This is a genomic window from Methylophilus sp. Leaf414, from assembly GCF_001425425.1.
Classification (GTDB): domain Bacteria; phylum Pseudomonadota; class Gammaproteobacteria; order Burkholderiales; family Methylophilaceae; genus Methylophilus.
Genome location: NZ_LMQQ01000008.1, coordinates 1 through 2,397 on the forward strand (window position 1 = coordinate 1; position 2,397 = coordinate 2,397).

The 2,397-nt window shown below is 45.1% G+C and carries 2 protein-coding genes; both read left to right on the plus strand.

Annotation, left to right across the window (positions count from 1 at the left end; all coding sequences use genetic code 11):
* The first annotated feature begins 295 nt into the window (after nt 1-295).
* Nucleotides 296-520 carry a hypothetical protein gene (locus ASG24_RS14260; RefSeq protein WP_055831513.1) on the plus strand — a complete coding sequence of 75 codons (225 nt, stop codon included), beginning with the start codon at nt 296-298 and terminating at the stop codon, nt 518-520.
* A 202-nt stretch (nt 521-722) separates the two neighbouring features.
* Nucleotides 723-2,397 (plus strand): MCP four helix bundle domain-containing protein (locus tag ASG24_RS14265; protein ID WP_200937022.1); only part of this gene is annotated, 1,675 nt, incomplete at its 3' end.

Here is a 2,397-nt window from a genome sequence, read left to right on the forward strand (position 1 = left end):
AAGTCCAGCGCCTCCAAACGCACTGGTACTGACGATAGTGACTGGGAAGAGTTTTAGCCAGTAACGGAATCACAAAAAGCCGACCTAAATAAGGTCGGCTTTTTTGTATTGAGGATTAATGATGAGAGTGATCAAACTGTGATGAAAGTGCAACAAAAAGTATCTTAAATGTTGCAATAAATATATTTTGTAACGCAAGTGTAAGTATTCTCAAGTTTTACTCAAAGTCTTCGTAAACACAGTTAAGTGGTAGAGATAACCGCTAAACCAGATTCAACACTTTAATGGAGACTTTATGAAACACACGTTTAAAACTGCCGTCGCTTTGTGCGCATTATCTTTATTGTCCGCTCATGCGCTGGCAGCTGAAGTTTGTACAGTATCAATGATGGGTCGTGTTTGTTACGAAGAAGGTAGTGCCGAACTGACTGCTACGCATATGAAAGGTGATGCCGTGGCCGAATCATCTGCAGCAAAGAAAAAAACTGATGTAGCTGATGCATCAAAAGTAAAAAAATAAGCAAAGCATCGCTTAAGCAGAGGCCCCTTACTGGATAAGGGGCTTTTTTATTCAGGCCCGGATTTCGTGATTTGAAAACTTGAGCCTGAAAAGAACGAATAAAACGCATTTTATCGGCTGATAGAAAATTACTTAGGTGTAACAACATAGTATGCAAGCCAAATTATGGCGAAAAAATTAACGGATTTGGAGTATGAAAATTATGAGCGTCGCAAAAAGAATGTACATTCTGATTGTCGTGGCAGCTTTGGGGCTATTCACACTGACTGGTATCAGTTATTTTCAGACTGAGAAAGTATATGGTTATACCAATTATGCGAATGAAACAGCTGCACCCAGTATTGAAGTGTTAGACGAAACACTGGCCGCATTTGAGACATTGAATAGTCTGATCTGGCAGCACATGCTGAATACAGATAACGGCAAAATGCAGGTGATTGAAAAACAGGTTGCCGAAACTCATGGCAAACTGATGGCTGCGCTCAAAAAATATGACAAATATGTCAGCAATGCCGATGATAAGGCACTGCTGAAAAAAGACTATGATGCGATCAGTGCATATGATGGTTTGGGCAGTAATGCACTGACCTTGTCTCTTTCGAACAAAAAAACAGAAGCACGCGACGTGTTGCTGGCTAACCAGGCCGTGATCAGTCGTGTACAAACGGCGATCAGTCAGCATCGTAAATTTAATAATGATATGGCGCGCGCAAATGCCAGCCAGGCTTTGAGCATTAAAAATCAGGCCATAATCCTGCTGTTTGCGATTGCACTGGTGGCGCTTGCGATGGTGGTTTCTATCGGGTTGCTGATCAAGCGCAATATGTTCAAGCAATTGGGTATGGAGCCATCAGAGTTAACCGTCATTGCACGTAACTTTGTTGAGGGCAACCTTAACCAGAAGATCACTTTGCCCGAAACCGATAAGACGAGTGTGGCTTACTCTATCCGCGTACTGCAAAAAACGCTGGATGGCCTGGTACAGTCCCTTAACTATGTCAGCCAGCAGCACGACGAAGGTGATATAGATTGTTCTGTAGACGAAACCCGCTTCAAAGGTGGTTACGGTGAAATGGCCGCAGGCATCAATAAAATGGTGGCTGGCCATATTGCCATGAACAAAGAAGCGATTGAGGTGGTTAAAGCCTTTGGTGAAGGTAACCTGGATGCACCATTGAAAACATTCCCTGGTAAAAAAGCGTTCGTGAACGAAGCGATTGAACAGGTGCGTGGCAATATTAAACGCCTGGTCAGTGATGCCGATGAGCTTTCGCATGCCGCTGTAGAGGGTCGTTTATCTACACGCGCTGATGCTTCCCGTCATCAGGGCGACTTCCGCATGATTGTGGAAGGCTTGAACAACACACTGGATGCAATTGTGAAGCCGTTGAATGTCACCTCCGGCTACCTGGATAACATTGCCAAGGGCAATATTCCAGCCAAGATCACCGAGCAATACCAGGGCGATTACAGTCTGATCATCAATAATCTGAACACGTGCATTGATGCCGTCAATGCATTGGTGGGTGATGCCAACTTGCTGTCAAAAGCAGCGGTGGAAGGACAGTTGTCAACTCGCGCAGATGCCTCCAAACATCAGGGTGATTTCCGCAAGATTGTAGAAGGCGTCAATGCCACGCTGGACTCAGTGATTGGGCCTTTGAATGTGGCCGCAAACTATGTTGACCGTATTTCAAAAGGCGATGTCCCTGAGCCTATTACCGAGCACTACAACGGTAACTTTAATGAAATCAAGAATAACCTGAATACGTGTATCGACGCGGTGAACGCTTTGGTTGCAGACACGAATCTGCTGGCCGAAGCTGCCGGTGAAGGCCGTATTACCGTACGTGCCGACGCTGACAAACACCAGGGCG

Excerpts from the sequence above, each read along its gene's own strand:
- ASG24_RS14260 (WP_055831513.1), top strand. The coding sequence starts at position 296 with ATGAAACACACGTTTAAAACTGCCGTCGCTTTGTGCGCATTATCTTTA.